Origin of the sequence: Vibrio sp. A1-1, from assembly GCF_021728175.1 — a bacterium.
Lineage (GTDB): Bacteria > Pseudomonadota > Gammaproteobacteria > Enterobacterales > Vibrionaceae > Vibrio > Vibrio diabolicus.
The window spans coordinates 789,492-809,609 of sequence record NZ_JAKKCL010000001.1; the positions used below are offsets into that span (position 1 = coordinate 789,492).

A 20,118-nucleotide genomic window follows, 5' to 3' on the forward strand; every position below is an offset into this window, starting at 1 on the left:
AAAAAAAGACATTTATTTTCAAACAACTTCCTGGTGTTCGATTCAACAATATTGACGGATTCACGGCCACACTCAACACAATGGTTTCCGCAAATCTTCAAAAACATTAAAGACTAAAAAGGCCAACCCTTCGGTTAGCCTTTTTCATTCAAACTAAGCTCTGTAAACAGGAGCGACTTAGTAGTTACCTGAAGCAACGTTGCCATTGCCTTTTTCAGCTTGAATGCGCATGTAGATTTCTTCACGGTGAACTGAAACCTCTTTCGGAGCGTTAACGCCGATACGTACTTGGTTACCTTTCACACCTAGTACAGTTACAGTCACTTCATCACCAATCATCAGTGTTTCGCCTACGCGGCGAGTCAAAATTAGCATTCTTTGCTCCTTGAGTAATCTCTAAATTTTCTTGCTACAAAGCTATTATCCAACAAAAGTTATATTTTCGTAAACTACCTTGTTAGCGAAAATCAGCCTAAAAAGGCATGTTTTTGTTGAATGTTTAATGCTTCACTAGACGTAATGTAAGCATCATGCAGAATGTTTGCTGCTGTATCCACACATTCGGGTGCTAAAACTAGCATCATAGTGAGTGCATTCGTTGCGCTGAAATTGATCTCAATATCTCGCTTTGCCAACAAATCGCATGCGTGCTCTACCATTCCATTGGCCTCAAGCCCCACTGCGGTCAACAGGCTTACCACTTCACTATTACGGATTTTGTCGCTGAACACCAGATCGAACTTGGCACATGCATCTTGTTTTATCATGATACCTGCCCGTTCTGCTTCCTCGATCACATTCCAAATGTCTATACCCAACATCTGACATTGTTTTGTAGCACTAGATAAATGTTCTTTATCGACTTCGATAATGGCAAGGTCACGTTGAATGGCTATACCAGAGACGGCTTGATTGCCTGACTCCCCCTTTACCAAACTGCCTTCATTAACATCAAATGTCGAAAGCACGCGTAGTGGCACATTATTCTTCCATGCAAATTGCACTGAAGGTAAATGTAATACTTTTGCGCCTCGGCTTGCCATCGCTTCCATTGAAGGAAAATCGATAACCGCCAATTTGCGCGCATTTTTCACTACACGTGGGTCACAAGTATAAATACCATCAACGTCGGTAAAGATTTGACACTCGTCAGCGCGCAATGCGCCCGCCAGTGCCACAGCGCTCGTATCTGAGCCACCTCGACCTAATGTGGTGATATCCCCGTTCTCATTCACACCTTGAAAGCCCGCAACAATCACGATTTGGTCTTGCTCAAGCAATCCCATAATTGTCGTGGTATCAATGTGTTTAATCGTTGCGTCATTGTGTTGATTATCCGTCACAATATTCGCCTGTGCTCCGGTAAGCGAGCGCGCAGCATGACCCATTTTATTCAAAGTCATGGCTAACAGTGCCATTGACACTTGCTCACCAGCAGAGAGCAAAACATCAAGTTCTCGAGCTGTAGGTACGCTATCTATCTGTTTAGCGAGATCCATCAGTCTGTTTGTTTCGCCTGACATTGCAGACACGACAACAACAACTTGATTGCCATCATTTTTCGCCTTAATGATGTGTTCAGCGACTTGGTGGATTCTTTCAATTGAACCCACAGAGGTTCCGCCAAACTTTTGCACGATAAGGGGCTTTTTCACCAGTCTTCACCTTCCCAAGACCGAAGTCTCTTTAGAACTGCTTACATCTTAAATATTTCCTTTGAGAAAAATTATATAAGCAGTAGTTACAACAAAAACCAAGCAGCTTAAATGACTCGGTTAACTTTTGGTCAATTAAACCACTTGGTTGCTAAAAAAAATTACGCTCAATCAAAGAAACTTGATTGAGCGTAATTTTATTAGTTAAGAGCTTATAAACGCTCTTCTAGCCAAGGCTGAACTGTTTTGATTGCCTCTGGTAGTGCTGAAACATCAGTACCACCGGCTTGAGCCATGTCTGGACGACCACCGCCCTTACCACCGACTTGCTCTGCAACCATTTTAACCAGATCACCTGCTTTTACTTTACCAGTGAGATCTTTAGTCACACCAGCAATCAAGCCAACCTTGTCACCCGTTACGTTTGCAAGCAGTACAACACCAGAACCCATTTGATTCTTGATGTCATCAACCATGGTACGTAGGTTCTTGCTATCAGCACCTTCAAGGGCCGCAACTAGAACTTTTGTGCCATTTACTTCAACCGCTTTGCCCATGATGTTAGCGCTTTCTGCGGCTGCCATCTTATCTTTTAGCTTCTGCACTTCTTTCTCTAGTGCTTTTGCTTTTTGAGCCGATTCCGCCAGTTTTTCTTCGTACTTCGCATTTTGAGCTTCAATGGCGTCTAATGCCGCCTCGCCTGTTACCGCTTCAATACGACGAATACCGGCTGCAATACCGCTTTCTGATGTGATTTTGAATAGACCAATATCACCCGTGCTTGATGCGTGAATACCACCACAAAGCTCAGTAGAGAAATCGCCCATAGATAGCACGCGAACTTCGTCATCGTACTTCTCACCAAACAATGCCATTGCACCTTTCTTCTTAGCAGACTCAATGTCCATCACATTGGTTTCAATCGTGTGGTTACGACGAATTTGTGCGTTTACTAGACGCTCAACTTCTTTCAGCTCTGCTGCAGCTACTGCTTCTAGGTGTGAGAAGTCGAAACGCAGGCTGTCAGCTTTCACTAATGAACCTTTCTGCGTTACGTGCTCACCAAGAACTTGGCGTAGTGCTGCGTGTAGCAAGTGCGTCGCTGAGTGGTTAAGAGAGATAGCTGCGCGACGCTCTGCGTCAACGATGGTTGCCACTTCGTCACCTTTCGCTAGCACGCCTTCTGCCATTACACCGTGGTGTGCGATTGCGTTACCGAGTTTTTGAGTGTCTTCAACGCGGAACACACCAGACTCAGTACGGATTTCACCCGCGTCACCACACTGACCGCCTGACTCTGCGTAGAATGGCGTTTCACCAAGCACGATGATAGCTTTATCGCCTGCAGATAGTGAATCTACTTCGTTGCCTTCAACGAACATCGCTGCGACTGAGCTAGAACCTTTAGTACCTGTGTAACCACAGAACTCTGTTTGCGTATCAACTTTGATTGCTGCGTTATAATCTGTACCGAATTGACCAGCTTCACGCGCACGTTGACGCTGCTCTTCCATCGCTTTTTCGAAACCCTCTTCGTCGATCGCGAACTCACGCTCACGTGCAACGTCGTTAGTGAGGTCTGCTGGGAAGCCGTAAGTATCGTAAAGCTTGAATACCGTTTCGCCGTCTAACACTTTGCCATCTAGGTTATCTAATGCTTCGTTAAGAATTACCATACCGCGCTCAAGTGTACGACCGAAGTTTTCTTCTTCGATACGCAGTACTTTTTCAACCACTGCTTGTTGACGCTTCAGCTCTTCGCCTGCTGTACCCATCACTTCTGCTAATACGCCAACAAGCTTATAGAAGAATGCACCTTGTGCACCTAGCTTGTTACCATGACGTACGGCACGACGAATGATACGACGTAGTACGTAACCACGACCTTCGTTTGAAGGCATCACACCATCAACAATCAAGAATGAACATGAACGGATGTGGTCAGCAATAACGCGTAGCGATTGGTTCGATAGATCTTCATAACCAATGACTTCAGCCGCTGCTTTGATAAGAGTTTGGAATACATCGATTTCGTAGTTTGAGTGAACGCCTTGCATGATTGCAGAGATACGCTCGATACCCATACCAGTATCTACCGATGGTTTTGGTAGCGGTTCCATAGTGCCGTCTGCGTGACGGTTGAACTGCATGAATACGTTGTTCCAGATCTCGATGAAGCGGTCACCATCTTCTTCAGGCGTGCCAGGACGACCACCCCAGATGTGTTCACCGTGATCGTAGAAGATTTCAGTACATGGACCACAAGGACCAGTGTCGCCCATTTGCCAGAAGTTATCAGACTCGTAAGGCTTGCCACCTTCTTTGTCACCAATGCGCACGATACGATCAGCAGGCACGCCAACTTTTTTGTTCCAGATGTCGAATGCTTCGTCATCGGTTTCGTAAACGGTTACCAATAGACGATCCGCAGGCAGTTTAAGAACTTCGGTTAGGAATTCCCAAGCAAATGAAATCGCATCTTCTTTGAAATAGTCGCCAAAGCTGAAGTTGCCTAGCATTTCAAAGAATGTGTGGTGACGAGCGGTAAAGCCAACATTTTCCAGGTCGTTGTGTTTACCACCAGCACGTACACAACGTTGAGCCGTAGTCGCTCGAGTATAGGCTCGTTTTTCTAAGCCTAAGAAACAATCTTTAAATTGGTTCATACCTGCGTTTGTGAACAGCAGGGTTGGGTCGTTATGTGGAACTAACGATGAACTTTCTACGATTTGGTGTCCTTTGCTTTCAAAGAACTTGAGGAACGCGTTACGAACCTCGTCAGTGCTCATGTACATGCAGCTCTTCCTGAAAATAGTCGAGTTAGAATTTTGCCGTATTGTAGATCATGCAAACAGCTGAGACTAGTTTTCTTGAGGAAAAGAGGGAGCAGAAGAAAAAATTTGAAGCAAAACAAAAATCAGCGCAATTGGATCAACGCTAATCTTGGTCTTCAAAGGCAAGCGCATAGCTAATTTGGTCGAAACTGTAGCCTCGGTATTGTAGAAAACGGACTTGTTTTGCGTATTCTTTTTGGTCCTTGGCTTTGACGCCTTTGAATTTCTTTTCTGCCGCCTGCTTAGCAAGTTCAAACCAGTCTTGTGGTTCTTCAGCCATGGCTTGCTCAATCACCGATTCCGCAACACGTTTCTGGTTTAACTCTTGGCGAATTCGACGCTCTCCATGTCCTTTGTATACATGCTGCCGAATTTGGCTCTTCGCATAACGTAAATCATCTAAATAGTTATGGTCTAAGCAAAAATTAATCGCGATTTCGATGTCTGATGCTTCATAGCCTTTCATCGACAGTTTTTGGTACAGCTCATACTGACCATGATCGCGACGGCTAAGCAGTTGGATAGCCGCCTCTTTGCTCGATAATGTTGGTGTCTGGCGCTTTTGGTACATGGTGATCCTAAAAGTATTTTTGCTGTACAGACTCTCAATGGCCTTTGTGATGATTCGATTTTTGATGTCAATAAATACAACAAAGCCCCGCATTGCAGGGCTTTATCACTTTTTAATCTGTGAAGGGATTAAAACTCTTCAGCTTGCTCAGGCGCCTCGCCTGCTTCAGGAGCTTCCGCAAGGGCTGGCGCTAACAACATTTCACGCAATTTAGTATCGATGGTTTTAGCCACTTCAGGATGCTCACGTAGGTAGTTGCATGCGTTCGCTTTACCTTGACCAATCTTATCGCCTTGGTAGCTGTACCAAGCACCAGCTTTTTCAACCAGTTTGTGCTTCACGCCTAGATCTACCAGCTCACCTTCGCGGTTAAAGCCTTGGCCGTACATGATTTGCGTATTGGCTTCTTTAAACGGTGCAGCAATCTTGTTCTTAACTACTTTGATGCGAGTTTCGTTACCAACGACTTCGTCACCTTCTTTGATTGCGCCAGTACGACGAATATCAAGACGAACAGAAGCGTAGAATTTAAGTGCGTTACCACCCGTGGTCGTTTCTGGGTTACCGAACATCACACCAATCTTCATACGGATTTGGTTGATGAAGATACACATACAGTTAGACTGTTTTAGGTTACCTGTTAGCTTACGCATCGCTTGAGAAAGCATACGTGCTTGCAGACCCATGTGGCTGTCGCCCATTTCGCCTTCAATTTCTGCTTTTGGTGTTAGCGCCGCAACTGAGTCAACAACCATTACGTCGATAGCGCCAGAGCGAGCTAGTGCATCACAAATCTCTAGTGCTTGCTCACCAGTGTCTGGCTGAGAAACCAAGAGCGCATCGATATCAACACCAAGTTTCTTCGCGTAGACAGGATCCAGAGCGTGCTCTGCATCGATAAACGCACAAGTTTTACCTTCACGTTGCGCAGCAGCGATAAGCTCAAGCGTTAGTGTTGTTTTACCTGAAGATTCTGGACCGTAGACTTCTACGATACGACCCATTGGCAGACCACCTGCACCCAAAGCGATATCAAGAGAAAGAGAGCCTGTTGAGATGGTTTCTACGTCCATTGCTCGGTTATCACCAAGGCGCATGATAGAGCCTTTACCGAATTGCTTTTCAATTTGACCTAGCGCAGCGGCGAGCGCTTTCTGTTTGTTCTCGTCCATTACTTTCTCCGATTTATTCATCTTCTTTGGGCGACGAATAGTAATTCATTTTTCTTAAGCAGCTAACCTGCTCAGCAATGAAAGTTATTATACTGTTGATTCATACAGTGTCTATACCTGTATAGAAAAAATTTAGTTCACTGCTTCTAAGGATTGGCTCTAACCCTTATCAATTCTGGGCTAAGACAGTGTAAGAAATTCTAAATTAAATGTTGATACAATCGAGTCAATGCATGCATCACCGCTTGTTGACGAACTTCCGCCCTGTCACCAGAAAAATGCATGGTCTCAACAAAGAGCCAGTCGTGCTTATCCGCAAAAGCAAAGCAGACGGTTCCAACCGGCTTTTCATCACTGCCTCCTCCCGGTCCAGCAACACCACTGATGGAAACCCCAATAGTGGCATTCGAGTGTTGAAGCGCACCTTGCACCATTTCAATCACAACAGGCTCACTCACGGCACCATGTTCCTCTAAGGTTTCCACTCTCACACCCAGCATTTCCATTTTGGCTTCGTTGCTGTAAGTGACAAAAGCTCTATCTAACCAACCTGAACTGCCTGCAATATCTGTAATAGCGGTCGCAACACCGCCACCCGTGCACGATTCTGCCGTCGTTAAAACATGACCATACTTTGCCAATAATGCGCCTAAATCTGCGCTCAATTTTGTTGTTTTTTCCATAGCCAAAATGCCCTTTGTCTCTTTTTACTTGATAGGGATTCACGTATCCTAAGCCGCTACGGAAATAAACAAAAGAATTTACCTGTGAAAGCTGAACAAAAACACACTCCGATGATGCAGCAATACCTCAAGCTAAAAGCTGAGAACCCTGAGATTTTGCTGTTCTACCGCATGGGCGATTTCTACGAACTCTTTTACGATGATGCAAAGCGAGCGTCCCAACTGCTTGATATTTCGCTAACTAAGCGCGGTTCGTCAGCTGGAGAGCCTATTCCTATGGCGGGAGTGCCATTTCACGCAGTAGAAGGCTATCTAGCAAAACTTGTTCAGCTTGGTGAATCAGTCGCAATCTGCGAACAAATTGGCGATCCAGCCACCAGCAAAGGTCCGGTAGAACGTAAAGTTGTGCGTATCGTGACACCAGGTACTGTGACGGATGAAGCACTGCTTTCTGAGCGTGTCGATAACTTAATCGCAGCAATTTACCATCACAACGGTAAGTTCGGTTATGCGACGCTGGATGTCACTTCTGGTCGCTTCCAACTGACAGAACCAGAAACCGAAGAAGCAATGACAGCCGAGCTTCAACGTACCGCACCACGTGAGCTGCTATTCCCAGAAGATTTTGAACCTGTACATTTAATGGCGAGCCGCAACGGTAACCGTCGTCGCCCAGTATGGGAGTTTGAGCTTGATACGGCTAAGCAACAACTCAATCAGCAGTTTGGCACCAAAGATTTGGTTGGTTTTGGCGTAGAACATGCGTCCTTAGGGTTATGTGCTGCTGGTTGTTTGATCCAGTATGTGAAAGATACACAACGCACTGCTTTGCCTCATATTCGCTCTTTAACGTTTGATCATCAGGACCAATCCGTAATCCTTGATGCCGCTACCCGACGCAACCTGGAAATTACTCAAAATCTAGCAGGCGGAACCGATAACACACTCGCTGCGGTACTCGACCATTGTGCGACGCCGATGGGCAGCCGAATGCTGAAGCGTTGGTTACATCAGCCTATGCGTTGCATTGAAACGTTAAACAATCGTCTTGATGCGATTGGTGAGATTAAAGAACAAGCGCTGTTTGCCGATCTTCAACCAACGTTAAAACAAATTGGTGATATTGAACGTATCTTAGCACGCCTTGCACTGCGCTCTGCTCGCCCTCGCGATATGGCTAGACTTCGCAATGCCATGCAGCAGCTACCAGAGCTAGAATCTGTCACCGCTTCTTTGACCCATCCATATCTAGCAAAACTGGCGCAATACGCAGCTCCGATTGACGAAGTATGTGATATGTTAGAGCGTGCAATTAAAGAAAATCCGCCAGTTGTTATTCGTGATGGTGGTGTGATCGCTGAAGGCTATAATGCCGAGCTCGATGAATGGCGCAAATTAGCAGACGGTGCAACAGAATACCTTGAGCAGCTTGAGCGAGATGAGCGTGAACGACACGGCATCGATACGCTTAAAGTCGGCTACAACAACGTACATGGCTTCTTTATTCAAGTGAGCCGTGGCCAGAGCCATTTGGTTCCACCGCACTATGTGCGTCGCCAAACACTCAAAAATGCCGAACGCTATATCATCCCAGAGCTCAAAGAGCACGAAGACAAAGTACTTAATTCGAAATCGAAAGCGCTGGCACTTGAAAAGCAGCTGTGGGAAGAACTGTTTGATCTATTGATGCCAAACTTGGAGAAGTTGCAGAATTTAGCTTCTGCTCTGTCTCAACTGGATGTACTACAAAACCTAGCAGAACGTGCAGATTCCTTGGATTACTGCCGACCAACGCTTGTGAAAGACGCTGGCATTCACATTCAAGCGGGTCGTCACCCAGTCGTAGAGCAAGTAACAACAGAACCGTTCATTGCTAACCCAATAGAGCTTAACCCAGCTCGTAAGATGTTGATCATCACCGGTCCAAACATGGGTGGTAAATCCACCTACATGCGTCAAACTGCGCTGATTGCATTGATGGCACATATCGGCTCTTATGTACCTGCAGAATCTGCACAAATTGGTTCTTTAGATCGTATATTTACTCGTATTGGTGCGTCAGATGATCTTGCATCTGGTCGTTCGACCTTCATGGTAGAAATGACGGAAACCGCTAATATTCTGCACAATGCGACTAAAAACAGTTTAGTGCTAATGGATGAAATCGGTCGTGGTACCAGTACTTACGATGGCCTCTCTTTAGCTTGGGCAAGTGCGGAATGGCTCGCAACACAAATTGGTGCGATGACACTATTTGCAACTCACTACTTCGAATTGACAGAGTTGCCAAACCAACTGCCAAACTTAGCGAACGTTCACTTGGATGCGGTAGAGCATGGAGACAGCATTGCCTTTATGCACGCAGTTCAAGAAGGTGCGGCAAGTAAGTCTTACGGCCTAGCTGTTGCGGGCTTAGCCGGCGTACCCAAAACGGTCATCAAAAATGCGCGTAACAAGCTATCTCAGCTAGAGCAACTAGGGCAAAACAGTGACGCACCACGTCCAAGTGCAGTAGATGTTGCTAACCAATTGAGTCTAATTCCAGAACCTAGCGAGATCGAACAAGCCTTATCTGGTATTGATCCTGACGATTTGACTCCACGCCAAGCACTTGAAGAGTTGTATCGTTTGAAGAAGATGCTTTAAATCGATTCACGTAAGTGAGCGCAAAGAAAAAAGGCTATGGTTCCCCATAGCCTTTTGCGTATCTAGTGAAATACGGATTATTTAATCATCTTCGACGTTAAATAAGTTTTCCATATTCAAACCTTGCTTGATTAAAACCTCACGAAGACGACGTAAACCTTCTACTTGGATTTGACGTACGCGCTCACGTGTCAAACCAATCTCTCGACCAACTTCTTCAAGCGTCGAAGGCTCATAACCTAAAAGACCAAAACGTCGTGCAAGTACTTCTTTCTGTTTTGGATTCAACTCTTCTAACCAATGAATCAGCGATGATTTGATATCGTCATCTTGAGTCGAGACTTCTGGATCGGAGTTGTTTGCGTCGGGAATAATATCCAACAGCGCTTTTTCACCGTCACCACCGATTGGTGTGTCGACAGAACTGATACGCTCATTGAGACGTAGCATTTTGCTTACATCTTCGACTGGAATATCTAACTGAGCAGCAATTTCTTCTGCGGTAGGTTCGTGATCGAGCTTCTGAGAAAGTTCACGCGCAGTACGCAGATAAATGTTCAGCTCTTTCACGACATGAATAGGTAGACGGATCGTACGAGTTTGGTTCATCAACGCACGTTCGATCGTTTGTCGGATCCACCAGGTCGCATAAGTAGAGAAGCGGAAACCACGCTCTGGATCGAACTTCTCGACCGCACGGATCAAACCAAGGTTACCTTCTTCAATCAGATCGAGTAGTGCTAGACCTCGATTACTGTATCGACGAGAGATCTTGACCACCAAACGTAGGTTACTTTCGATCATACGTTTACGTGCCGCTTCGTCGCCACGCAGGGCTCGTCGAGCATAAAGCACTTCTTCTTCGGCAGTAAGTAGAGGTGAGAAGCCAATTTCACCTAGATACAACTGAGTTGCGTCTAAGCTTTTACTGCTCGCGTCAAATTCTTCACGCGCAGCCGTTTTGCTTTCTGTGGATGATGATTTTTCGAGTTCGTTATCAATGGTCTTCACTGACGCATTGTCAAATGCAAACTCTTCAACTTTGGTTACTGTGTTGCTGATACTCATAACGCCTCCCCCTGGCGAGTTAGCAAGACATGACAACTCAATATGTCGCTAAATGATGTCGCAAGTTGTTTTTCAAAGTTTTAAGGCAAATAGCGTTTTGGATTCACCGATTTACCTTGATAGCGAATTTCAAAGTGTAGCTTGACTGATTTTGCACCTGAACTACCCATGGTGGCGATTTTCTGTCCGCTTTTTACACTTTGTCCTTCTGATACCAGCAGTTTGTCATTATGTGCATAGGCGCTTAAATAATTGTCGTTATGCTTTACTATAATTAAGTTGCCATAACCTCGTAGCGCATTGCCTGAATAAACAACGGTGCCGGCTGCGGTTGAAACGATAGGTTGACCACGCTGTCCTGCGATGTCGATACCTTTATTTCCCTGTTCTCCCGCCGAAAAGTTCTTGATTACTCTCCCTTTTGTTGGCCACAACCACTTAGAAACTTTATCATTCTTCGCCGTGGTAACTGGCGCTTTTTGCTTCACTTTTTGGTTATCTTTTGAACCAACATACTCCTTTGTTTTCGATTGTTCAACCTTCTTTGGAGGCTGTTTTTGTACGACTTTAGGCTTAGTCTCTGTAGGTTTTTGACTAGAGTTTTTACTTGAAGTTTTCGGTTTAGAGGCTGTTGATGTTTTCGTCACTGGGGCTGGTGGCGTCGTAACAACAGGAACCACAACGGGTTCAACTTTTTGGCCATATTTAGGGGCGACATATTTCGGAGCCCAAAGTTTTAGCCTCTGTCCAGGGTAGATGGTGTAAGGCTGAGTTAACTCATTGTAACGGACAAGATCATTTACATCTTTATCTGTGACATAAGCTATGAAGTAAAGTGTATCGCCTTTTTTTACCTCATAATAACTCCCTCTGTAACTTCCTCTTTCAAGGCTTGAATAGTCTTTCTTTAAGCTAGAGACAGGTGCAGGAGAATGCGCTGCACAACCAACTAGTCCTGCAGCAAACACAAAGCTAATACCAATATGACGTAATAACTTACTCACCTATCCCTAACCCTTAAGCTAAATCACCCGCAACCAGAGGTACAAATCGAACCATTTCCACAACAGTAGAGAGATATTCATCTCCCTTACGTTCAATTTTTAGTAACTGTTGCTCCTTATCTCCAACAGGAATCACCATCTTACCGCCATCTTTTAATTGTGCGAGAAGTGCTTGGGGGATCACTTCTGCAGCTGCAGTAACAATGATGGCATCGAAAGGACCACGAGCTTCCCAGCCTTGCCATCCATCAGCATGCTTGGTTGAAACATTGTAGATATCCAATTGTTTCAGACGGCGTTTTGCTTCCCATTGCAACGATTTAATTCGCTCAACGGAGTATACATGGTCAACAATTTGCGCCAGTACTGCGGTTTGATAACCGGAACCCGTTCCGATTTCCAGTACGTGACTCGTTGGCTCTAGTTCGAGTAACTCGGTCATACGAGCAACAATATAAGGTTGAGAAATAGTTTGTCCCTGACCAATCGGTAACGCATTGTTATCGTAGGCTTGGTGCATCATCGCTTGAGAGACAAAGCTTTCTCGTGGTAAGCGTTGGATAGCATCCAGAACTCTTTGGTCTTTGATGCCACTGGAGATAAGAAACGCTATCAACCTGTCAGCATGTGGGTTACTCATTACTTCTCTTCCTTTAACCAACTATCCATTGCACGCAGCGACTCATGAGCAGTGAGATCAACTTGCAGAGGCGTCATTGAAACTCGACCATGTTCAATCGCATAAAAGTCGGTGCCCTCCCCCGCATCTTGCTCTTTTCCTGGAGGCCCTAGCCAATAAATATCATGACCTCGCGGATCTTTCTGCTTAATCATATTCTCTGCGTGATGACGCGCACCTAAACGCGTGACTTCGATTTCGCCCAGGTTTTCTGCTGGTAAGTCAGGCACGTTTACGTTCAATAACCGATTCGTTGGAATCGGAGACGCTAAATGCTGTTGCACAATTTGACGTGCAATTTTTGCGGCAGATTCGAAATGACGCTTACCCACCAGCGAAAAAGCAACCGACTGAACACCAAGGAAATGCCCTTCCATTGCTGCAGCTACCGTTCCTGAGTAAAGAACGTCATCACCCAAATTTGCACCATGGTTGATGCCTGATAAAACAAGATCGGGCAAATCATCTTTCATCAGCTCATTCAGCGCGAAATGTACACAATCTGTAGGCGTTCCTTGCACTGAATAGATATTTGGGGCAATTTCAGTTACGCGTAATGGTTGCTCTAGTGTCAGTGAGTTCGAAGCACCTGAACGATTTCGGTCGGGTGCGACAATGGTCACTTCAGCGATATCTCGCAACTCATCAGCAAGTGCATGAATCCCTTGCGCATGTACGCCATCGTCATTGCTGATTAAGACTCTTAGGGGCTTCGCGTTTAGTGAATCCTGTTCCATTAGTATTCTCTTTCTACTTCAACCTCATTAACTAACTCACGAACGATAGATGTTGCAAAAGATCCCGCATCCAGTGAGAAAGTCAGCGTAATGTTGTTACCTTCAACCGTCCAAGATAAATCTTTTGGCTTCAGCGCAATATCGCGACGGTCGTGGCGCATGCGATTACCACGAATCAGCGCCATGAGATCAGGCTCTTCATCTAAGAACGGTTGTTCTAAAGTAAGCGCATCCGCTTGAGTTGGAAGCGCATTATCGCCAGCAAGCGCAGCGGTAATTGCCACTTCACCAGCAGCAAATTGTGCTTGTAGATCTGCGATATTGCTTGCATCAACCAACTGAGTGCCAGAACTTGTCTGTGCAATATCACCATCGATGAATTTATCAAACACACCACTTTCTAGACGAGCAGAAACGATACGATTGAAGATCCACGAACGCGCCGCTGATAAATACATGCTGCGCTTATTTTGATTACGGGTACGAACGTTTTCGCGTCCCCATCGACGTGCTTCTTCAAGGTTGTTGCCATCATTGCCAAAACGCTGACTACCAAAGTAGTTTGGCACACCAACTTGTTTCACTTTTTCAAGGCGTTGCTCTACATCTTCAACGTCAGTCACTTCAGACAAAGTGACAACAAACTCGTTCCCTATTAAGTCTCCAGGACGCAGTTTTTTGTTGTGTCGATCAGTCGCTAAGATTTCAATACTCGGATATTGAGCTAGGAATGCCGAGAAGTCCGGCGTTTCCCCTTTCGGTAAATGGACACTCAGCCACTGTTCCGTCACGGCATGGCGGTCTTTAAGGCCCGCCCAGCTAACGTCTTTCGACTTTACGCCACAAGCTTTCGCCAACTCATTCGCAACAAAACTGGTATTTTCTCCAGTTTTTCGAATACGCACCATTAGGTGCTCGCCTTCGCCCGTAAAGGCAAAACCTAAATCCTCACGAACCTGAAAATGTTCTGGTTGCGCTTTGATTTTTGCCGATGCAACAGGCTTACCCGTTAGATAAGCCAATGAAGATAAAATATCTGACATGATGTTTTTCCGCTGTTTACACAGCATTAAGGAGCAAGTTGGTTAATTATTGCTTGAACAGAAGCACCACGGCTTCCGTTGCAATGCCTTCTTTGCGTCCAGTAAAACCGAGACGCTCTGTCGTCGTCGCTTTTACGTTAATGTTACTAATATCGGTTTCTAGGTCTTCCGCAATCGCCGCACACATCGCGTCAATATGAGGTGCCATCTTAGGTGCTTGTGCCATGATGGTGACATCGGCATTACCAAGGCGGTAGCCTTGCTCTTTGACACGACGATAAACGTCTTTCAACAATTCGCGGCTATTAGCCCCTTTCCATTTATCGTCGGTATCCGGGAAGTGACGACCAATATCACCCGCAGCAATCGCGCCAAGCAGCGCATCAGTCAAAGCATGAAGAGCAACATCACCATCTGAGTGGGCTACTAAGCCCTGCTCGTAAGGGATAGCAACACCACCGATAATGACCGGGCCTTCACCACCAAATTTATGCACGTCAAAACCGTGACCAATTCGAATCATTTTTTATCCTTTCTTTTTTAGCCGCGCTCACGGCTCAGATAAAACTCGGCTAACGCGAGATCTTCTGGCTGAGTAATTTTTATGTTATTCGCATTACCCTGGACTAAAGCAGGCGTTTCGCCCAACCACTCTAAAGCCGATGCTTCATCCGTGATGGCTACGCCTTGTTCTAATGCGTCAGCCAGTGCTCGAGTCAGTTGTTGAGTTTTAAACATTTGTGGAGTTAATGCATGCCACAATGCTTCTCTCTCTACCGTATGATCGATATCTTGTGCTACGTTTGCTCGCTTCATTGTATCTCTCACAGGAGATGCGAGAATGCCACCCGTTGGGTGAGCGCAGCAAACATCAATCAAACGGTCAATGTCGGATGTTAATACACATGGCCTTGCAGCGTCGTGGACTAATACCCACTCGCTTTCCAGATGTTCATTGACATAGTTTAGCCCTGAAAGTACGGAATCAGCGCGCTCTTTGCCACCCGCGACTTGAATTACATCGGGATGGTTCGCGATGGTTAACTCAGGAAAATAAGGGTCACCTTCGGTAATGGCGACAACCACTTTCGAAATTCGTGGGTGCGACAGCAACTTTTCTACAGTGTGTTCCAGCACCGCTTTTCCGTCGATCAATAAATATTGCTTAGGGCGGTCAGCCTTCATTCGACTACCGACACCGGCAGCAGGAACAATTGCGACATGCGATGAGTTCACATCCAACATTTTAATGATTTTCCTCACCTATAATGCGGTAGAAAGTCTCGCCATCTTTAACTAAACCAAGCTCATGACGCGCACGTTCTTCAATCGCATCAAGACCTTGCCTTAAGTCATCAATCTCAGCAAACATTTCATTATTGCGAGCTTGTAGCTTGCTGTTCACTTGTTGCTGAACTTCAATTTCATCTTTTACTGTGTAGTAGTCAGACACTCCGTTTTTACCAAACCATAGAGTGTATTGAAGCAAGCCAAACAGTAGCGTAAGGGCTATAACAAAGATTCGCATATCGCTGCTAACATTCTGTACCGAAAGGAATTAGATAAGGTGACATATATAGCATAAATGCGAGGTTGCCTCTAGGGGAGAAAGGGAGACTCACACGCTCCTTACAAGAAATAAGCAGCAAAATGAAACAAAGACATATGAAGCTATTCTTAGCACTCACCAAAGTAAGACCAAGAAATACAAGCCTATAGATACAAAAACACCCCGCAAAATCAGGGTATTTCAAAGCTTCAATCTAAGCGGTTAATCCAATGAAGAACTAAGCTTGAGCTTCTTTAAGACCGCTTCTTTGAAACATGGAGGAGCGTGCTCATCTAGAGCTTCCTCGATGCAGATAAATGGGTTGCTTTCTTTAGGTATGGCAAGCAACACGGCCAGAACGGTTCATCGCTCTTAAATAAAAAACGCCCCACCGAAGTGGAGCGTTTCTAGAAAGCTATTTAGCTAAACTTATTCAATTAAGAATTAAGCTTGACCTTTAACTTCTTTAAGACCGTTGAAAGGAGCTCGCTCACCTAGAGCTTCCTCGATACGGATTAGTTGGTTGTACTTAGCAACACGGTCAGAACGGCTCATAGAACCAGTTTTGATTTGACCTGCAGCAGTACCTACCGCTAGGTCAGCGATAGTTGCATCTTCAGTTTCGCCAGAACGGTGAGAGATTACTGCTGTGTAACCTGCGTCTTTAGCCATCTTGATTGCAGCTAGAGTCTCAGTTAGAGAACCGATTTGGTTGAACTTGATAAGGATAGAGTTAGCTACGCCTTTCTCGATACCTTCAGCAAGGATCTTAGTGTTAGTAACGAATAGGTCGTCACCTACTAGTTGAAGTTTGTCACCTAGTAGTTCAGTTTGGTGCTTGAAGCCATCCCAGTCAGACTCGTCTAGACCGTCTTCGATAGAAACGATTGGGAATTGGTTAGCTAGCTCAGCTAGGTAGTGGTTGAACTCTTCAGAAGTGAAAGTTTTACCTTCGCCTTTCATGTTGTAGATGCCAGCTTCTTTGTCGAAGAACTCAGATGCTGCACAGTCCATAGCTAGAGTAACGTCTTTACCTAGTTCGTAACCAGCAGCTGCAACAGCTTCTGCGATAACTTCTAGAGCTTCAGCGTTAGATTTAAGGTTAGGAGCGAAACCACCTTCGTCACCAACTGCAGTGCTGTAGCCTTTAGACTTAAGAACTTTAGCTAGGTTGTGGAATACTTCTGCACCGATACGTAGACCTTCTTTAAGAGTCTTAGCACCAACTGGTTGGATCATGAACTCTTGGATGTCAACGTTGTTGTCTGCGTGCTCACCACCGTTGATGATGTTCATCATTGGTAGAGGCATAGAGAACTGACCAGCTGTACCGTTTAGTTCAGCGATGTGCTCGTATAGAGGCATGCCTTTAGCTGCAGCAGCAGCTTTAGCGTTTGCTAGAGAAACAGCTAGGATAGCGTTAGCACCGAATTTAGATTTGTTTTCAGTGCCGTCTAGTTCGATCATTACTGCGTCGATTGCAGCTTGGTCTTTAGCGTCTTTGCCAACTAGAGCTTCAGCGATTGGGCCGTTTACAGCTTCAACTGCTTTAAGAACACCTTTACCTAGGAAACGTGCTTTGTCACCGTCACGTAGCTCAAGAGCTTCGCGAGAACCAGTAGATGCGCCAGATGGAGCTGCCGCCATACCTACGAAACCGCCTTCTAGGTGTACTTCAGCTTCTACAGTTGGGTTACCACGTGAGTCGATGATTTCACGACCTAGAACTTTAACGATCTTAGACATTAATGTTTCCTCTCGTTTCAAATATAAATGTCAATTTTAAAGGGCAGCAGCACAACCTTCGCCGCCGCCCGTATCCTTTTACTTCTCGAATTCGCCGCGTGCGTTTTGGCCCGCAGCCTTAACGAAACCTGCAAACAATGGGTGGCCATCGCGAGGAGTCGATGTGAATTCTGGGTGGAACTGAGCCGCTACAAACCATGGGTGAGCTGGGTTCTCAATCATTTCCACTAACTTCTTGTCCGCTGATAGGCCAGAAACTTTCAGACCTGCTTTTTCGATTTGCGGACGAAGCACATTATTCACTTCGTAACGGTGACGGTGACGTTCATGGATCGTCGCGCTACCGTATAGTTCACGAGCTTTCGTACCTTTCTCTAGGTGACATAGCTGTGAACCAAGACGCATCGTACCACCTAGGTCAGACTTTTCAGTACGCTCTTCTACGTTACCTGACTCGTCTACCCACTCTGTGATCAAACCTACCACAGGGTACTTAGTCTCTTTGTTAAATTCTGTTGAATGTGCACCTTCCATACCCGCAACGTTACGCGCGTATTCAATTAGTGCAACTTGCATACCCAAACAAATACCTAGGTAAGGCACATTGTTTTCACGTGCATATTGAGCCGCACGGATCTTGCCTTCAATACCACGATCGCCGAAGCCACCTGGAACTAGGATCGCGTCTAAGCCTTCTAGCAGCTCAACGCCTTTTGTTTCGATATCTTGTGAGTCTACATACTTAATTGTGACACTTAGACGGTTTTTCAAGCCAGCGTGTTTAAGCGCTTCGTTCACAGACTTGTATGCATCTGGCAATTCAGTGTATTTACCAACCATACCGATGGTTACTTCACCAGTAGGATTTGCTTCTTCGTAAATAACCTGTTCCCACTCAGAAAGGTCAGCTTCAGGAGCTGTGATGCCAAAGCGAGCACACACAAGATCATCTAGACCTTGAGACTTGATCAATTGAGGAATCTTGTAGATAGAATCTACGTCCTTCATTGAAATTACTGCTTTTTCTGGAACATTACAGAATAGTGCGATTTTCTTACGTTCATTCGCTGGAATAACGCGGTCGCTACGGCAAACTAGGATATCTGGCTGAATACCGATAGATAGAAGTTCTTTTACAGAGTGTTGAGTCGGCTTAGTTTTCACTTCGCCCGCTGCCGCTAGGTAAGGAACAAGTGTTAGGTGCATGAACATTGCGCGCTCACGGCCTAGTTCAACGGCTAGCTGACGAATCGCTTCCATAAATGGTAGTGATTCGATATCACCAACGGTACCGCCAACTTCAACGATAGCCACATCATGGCCTTCAGAGCCAGCAATTACACGGTCTTTGATCGCGTTAGTGATGTGAGGGATAACTTGAATAGTTGCGCCTAGGTAGTCACCACGACGTTCTTTACGAAGTACGTCGGCATAAACACGACCTGCAGTGAAGTTGTTACGCTTGGTCATCTTGGTACGGATGAAACGCTCGTAGTGACCAAGGTCAAGGTCAGTCTCTGCGCCATCTTCTGTAACGAACACTTCACCGTGCTGAGTAGGGCTCATTGTGCCTGGGTCAACGTTGATGTAAGGGTCAAGCTTCATCATAGTCACTTTAAGACCACGAGCTTCTAGAATAGCCGCAAGAGATGCTGCTGCAATACCTTTACCTAGAGAGGATACAACCCCGCCAGTAACAAAAATGTAATTTGTCGTCATGTTTAACCTGAAATTGGTTGAATGAGGGAAATGGAGTGCTTCTGGACGGGAGATAAATATACCAGAAGCTCCTTACCGCCACAACGTGAAATCTATCACACCGTAATTTTTTATTTTTTGCTTCAAATCAAAGTGAGCAAAGACAAACCAAAGTCCGTTTTCGTGTTAAGAGGCAAACTGGCCTCATATTGTATATTCCGCTTATTTTCCCCTATCTAGACTCTTCTCGCTTTACTTCATCCCAGAAATCGTCGAGCTCTGATAAAGAACAATCTGTAAGCGCTTTGCCTGACTGCTGGACCTTTCCTTCAACTTGCTTAAAACGTCTCGCAAACTTTAAGTTTGCTTTACCTAGTGCGACTTCTGGATTTTTATCAAGATGGCGTGCCAAATTGACGGTCGCAAATAGCAAATCACCGAGTTCCAACTCCACTTTTTCTTCATCAGGCTGGACTTGTAGTGCTTCTTCCATGACTTCATCAATTTCTTCTCGCACCTTATCGACGACCGGGCCAAGAGAGTCCCAGTCAAATCCATATTTCGCACATTTTTTCTGTATCTTTGTAGCACGAGAAAGTGCTGGCAAAGAGTTTGGTATTGAGTCTAGGATACTTTCTTCCGCTTTGCCCACCTGCGCTTTTTCTTTTGCTTTTTCGGCTTCCCAGTTGGCGTTGATTTCCTCGTCCGATTCAAACTCAACATCTGAAAAAACATGCGGATGACGGCGAGTCAGTTTTTCATTCACAGTTTCGACAACATCCGAAAATTCGAACAGCTCTTGCTCTTTCGCTAGCTGACTGTAAAAAATCACCTGAAACAACAAATCCCCTAGCTCTTCTTTTAGATTCGGCCAATCTCGATTTTGAATCGCGTCCACCACTTCGTAAGTTTCTTCGATGGTGTGCGGAACGATGGTGTCAAAGGTTTGTTTTAAGTCCCAAGGGCAACCGCTTTCTGGGTCACGCAACTTCGCCATAATTTGTTCTAATTGTTCAATTGGATGACTCATTTT

18 protein-coding genes are annotated in these 20,118 nt (G+C 45.4%); 1 reads left to right on the plus strand and 17 read right to left on the minus strand.

Annotation, left to right across the window (positions count from 1 at the left end; all coding sequences use genetic code 11):
- Window positions 1-177: 177 nt before the first annotated feature.
- From csrA to pncC, 6 genes are all read right to left on the minus strand, one after another.
- A complete protein-coding gene (gene csrA, locus L3V30_RS03615) occupies window positions 178-375 on the minus strand; it encodes a carbon storage regulator CsrA (protein WP_004415691.1) in 198 nt (65 codons plus the stop codon).
- Between the two features lie 92 nt (window positions 376-467).
- On the minus strand, window positions 468-1,655 hold the full coding sequence (locus L3V30_RS03620) for an aspartate kinase (RefSeq protein ID WP_005393869.1): 1,188 nt from the start codon (window positions 1,653-1,655) through the stop codon (window positions 468-470).
- Window positions 1,656-1,867: 212 nt separating this feature from the next.
- Window positions 1,868-4,450, minus strand: coding sequence for an alanine--tRNA ligase (gene alaS, locus L3V30_RS03625; RefSeq protein WP_237308324.1), 2,583 nt, complete (start codon window positions 4,448-4,450; stop codon window positions 1,868-1,870).
- A gap of 142 nt (window positions 4,451-4,592) precedes the next feature.
- Entirely contained in the window at window positions 4,593-5,060 is a 468-nt protein-coding gene (gene recX, locus L3V30_RS03630) for a recombination regulator RecX (RefSeq protein ID WP_005393871.1), read from the minus strand.
- Between the two features lie 128 nt (window positions 5,061-5,188).
- Window positions 5,189-6,232 (minus strand): recombinase RecA, encoded by a 1,044-nt coding sequence (gene recA, locus L3V30_RS03635; protein ID WP_005393872.1) that lies wholly within the window; start codon window positions 6,230-6,232, stop codon window positions 5,189-5,191.
- Between the two features lie 200 nt (window positions 6,233-6,432).
- Window positions 6,433-6,915, minus strand: a complete 483-nt coding sequence (gene pncC / locus L3V30_RS03640) for a nicotinamide-nucleotide amidase (RefSeq protein ID WP_199803561.1) — start codon at window positions 6,913-6,915, stop codon at window positions 6,433-6,435.
- An 84-nt stretch (window positions 6,916-6,999) separates the two neighbouring features.
- Between pncC and mutS the strand changes: the two genes are divergently transcribed.
- Entirely contained in the window at window positions 7,000-9,561 is a 2,562-nt protein-coding gene (mutS, locus tag L3V30_RS03645; RefSeq protein ID WP_237308325.1) for a DNA mismatch repair protein MutS, read from the plus strand.
- An 81-nt stretch (window positions 9,562-9,642) separates the two neighbouring features.
- Here mutS and rpoS read toward each other — a convergent pair whose 3' ends face one another.
- From rpoS to mazG, 11 genes are all read right to left on the minus strand, one after another.
- Entirely contained in the window at window positions 9,643-10,629 is a 987-nt protein-coding gene (rpoS, locus tag L3V30_RS03650; protein WP_005393877.1) for an RNA polymerase sigma factor RpoS, read from the minus strand.
- Between the two features lie 80 nt (window positions 10,630-10,709).
- A complete protein-coding gene (locus L3V30_RS03655; RefSeq protein ID WP_134648155.1) occupies window positions 10,710-11,633 on the minus strand; it encodes a peptidoglycan DD-metalloendopeptidase family protein in 924 nt (307 codons plus the stop codon).
- Between the two features lie 13 nt (window positions 11,634-11,646).
- The gene (locus tag L3V30_RS03660; RefSeq protein WP_046875091.1) at window positions 11,647-12,273 is read right to left on the minus strand and encodes a protein-L-isoaspartate(D-aspartate) O-methyltransferase; all 627 of its coding nucleotides are present in this window, start codon (window positions 12,271-12,273) and stop codon (window positions 11,647-11,649) included.
- A complete protein-coding gene (surE, locus tag L3V30_RS03665; protein ID WP_005393882.1) occupies window positions 12,273-13,049 on the minus strand; it encodes a 5'/3'-nucleotidase SurE in 777 nt (258 codons plus the stop codon). Before surE ends, L3V30_RS03660 begins: the two co-directional genes overlap by 1 nt.
- Entirely contained in the window at window positions 13,049-14,092 is a 1,044-nt protein-coding gene (truD, locus tag L3V30_RS03670; protein WP_139060522.1) for a tRNA pseudouridine(13) synthase TruD, read from the minus strand. The genes surE and truD overlap by 1 nt, the downstream gene beginning before the upstream one ends.
- A gap of 46 nt (window positions 14,093-14,138) precedes the next feature.
- Window positions 14,139-14,615, minus strand: a complete 477-nt coding sequence (gene ispF, locus L3V30_RS03675) for a 2-C-methyl-D-erythritol 2,4-cyclodiphosphate synthase (RefSeq protein WP_005393886.1) — start codon at window positions 14,613-14,615, stop codon at window positions 14,139-14,141.
- 17 nt (window positions 14,616-14,632) lie between these two features.
- Window positions 14,633-15,337: a 2-C-methyl-D-erythritol 4-phosphate cytidylyltransferase gene (ispD, locus tag L3V30_RS03680; protein ID WP_104969795.1), complete on the minus strand. Its 705-nt coding sequence runs from the start codon at window positions 15,335-15,337 to the stop codon at window positions 14,633-14,635.
- Between the two features lies 1 nt (window position 15,338).
- Window positions 15,339-15,620 carry a cell division protein FtsB gene (ftsB, locus tag L3V30_RS03685; protein WP_005380907.1) on the minus strand — a complete coding sequence of 94 codons (282 nt, stop codon included), beginning with the start codon at window positions 15,618-15,620 and terminating at the stop codon, window positions 15,339-15,341.
- 465 nt (window positions 15,621-16,085) lie between these two features.
- A complete protein-coding gene (eno, locus tag L3V30_RS03690) occupies window positions 16,086-17,387 on the minus strand; it encodes a phosphopyruvate hydratase (RefSeq protein ID WP_005383785.1) in 1,302 nt (433 codons plus the stop codon).
- Between the two features lie 78 nt (window positions 17,388-17,465).
- The gene (locus L3V30_RS03695) at window positions 17,466-19,106 is read right to left on the minus strand and encodes a CTP synthase (RefSeq protein ID WP_005393892.1); all 1,641 of its coding nucleotides are present in this window, start codon (window positions 19,104-19,106) and stop codon (window positions 17,466-17,468) included.
- Between the two features lie 211 nt (window positions 19,107-19,317).
- A complete protein-coding gene (gene mazG / locus L3V30_RS03700) occupies window positions 19,318-20,115 on the minus strand; it encodes a nucleoside triphosphate pyrophosphohydrolase (RefSeq protein ID WP_237308326.1) in 798 nt (265 codons plus the stop codon).
- Window positions 20,116-20,118 lie beyond the last annotated feature (3 nt).